2 protein-coding genes are annotated in these 1,438 nt (G+C 73.2%); one reads left to right on the forward strand and one right to left on the reverse strand.

The genetic code is table 11. The annotated features are described in order from the left end of the window. Positions 1-69: 69 nt before the first annotated feature. Positions 70-756 carry a leucyl/phenylalanyl-tRNA--protein transferase gene (gene aat, locus FV223_RS27525; protein WP_147729863.1) on the reverse strand — a complete coding sequence of 229 codons (687 nt, stop codon included), beginning with the start codon at positions 754-756 and terminating at the stop codon, positions 70-72. Between the two features lie 344 nt (positions 757-1,100). On the opposite strand from aat, the gene FV223_RS27530 reads away from it, so the two are divergent. Next, positions 1,101-1,382 (forward strand): hypothetical protein, encoded by a 282-nt coding sequence (locus FV223_RS27530; RefSeq protein ID WP_147729864.1) that lies wholly within the window; start codon positions 1,101-1,103, stop codon positions 1,380-1,382. The last annotated feature ends 56 nt before the right edge of the window (positions 1,383-1,438 follow it).

Genomic DNA, 1,438 nt, shown 5'->3' on the forward strand with positions numbered 1-1,438 from the left:
TCGACGCGATCTTCCGCTGACCGCATCCCCCTTTCCCTCCCCCCTGAAGCGGGGGAGGGAAGGGGAGCCTCACGCCTCCGCGGAGCCCGGCCCGAGGGCGGCCAGGGCCTGCGCCCCTCGGACGCTGCCGTCCGTCGGCCAGGCGTTCCAGTCGGCGGCGTGGCCCAGCGCCTCGGCGAGCCGGCGCTTGTAGACGTGGCGCGGCAGCTCCTCGGCGCCGAACTGGGCGAGGTGCTCGGTGACGAACTGGGTGTCGGCGAGGCGGTATCCGCCGGCGCGGAGCCGTCCCATCAGGTGGACGAGGGCGACCTTCGAGGCGTCGCGCACCTCGTGGAACATGCTCTCGCCGAAGAAGGCCGCCCCCATCGAGACCCCGTAGAGGCCGCCGACGAGCCGGCGCGGCTCGCCGGCGTAGACCTCGATCGTGTGGGCGTGGCCGCGGTCGAACAGCGCGCCGTAGAGCTCGCGGATGCGGCCGTTGATCCAGGTGCGCTCGCTCTCGCGGCGCGGGGCGGCGCAGCCGCCGATCACGCCGTCGAAGTCGGTGTCGCTGCGGACCTCGAACACGTCCGAGCGCACCGTGCGCGCGAGCCGCTTCGACACGCGGAACCCGTCGAGCGGCAGCACCCCGCGGGCGCGGGGCTCGACCCAGTACAGCGTCGGGTCGTCGGCGTCCTCGGCCATCGGGAAGATGCCGGCGGCGTAGGCCTTGAGAAGGATCTCGGGCGTGATCTCCACGCGGGTGCCGTCGTGCATGGCGGCGATTCTGGCGTGCGCGCGTCCGGAACGCCAGTGGGGCGGCCGCGCAAATCCACGGCGCCGACGCCGCGGGCCCGACCGGCCGGCGATCGCGATCCTTCTGCGGTTCGATCCGTCCGCATCAGGACCGACCTGCAGGGGCGGCGATCTTTGGAAGCACATCCCCGGCCGCATTGGCTAGGATCATCAGCATCGAACCCAAGAGGTGGCAGCACGCCGCCCGGAGGCCGGCATGATCGTCGCCATGCGCAAGTCCCGACCCGAGGCCCGTCCGATCCCGTCGTGTCGTCGCACCGACGGCACGGGGAAGGATCGCAATACGGCACGGAAGGACGACGGCGATGGGCCATCACGACACGGCATTTGACGCATCCGGCGCGGGACGGACATTCGGATCCCGCACCTTCGCCCTGGCCGCGCGGGCGCACCGCCGGCATTACGGCCGGGCCGCCTTCGCCACCGCCATCGACGACGGCCTGATGCCCGACGAGGTGCGCGGCATCCTGGCCGGCCGCAGGATCGTCGACGCCTTCCCGGTGCGCCGGGGCGAGAGCCCGCCGGCCTATGCCGGCCGCGCCGTGGCCGAGATGATGGTCGCCTACCTCGCGAGCGAGACGCCCTGAGCGGCGAAGCGCCCTCGCGGGCGACCCGGCCGACGCGGTCGGCCCGACCCTGATCC

The organism is Methylobacterium sp. WL116, from assembly GCF_008039455.1.
Classification (GTDB): Bacteria; Pseudomonadota; Alphaproteobacteria; order Rhizobiales; family Beijerinckiaceae; genus Methylobacterium.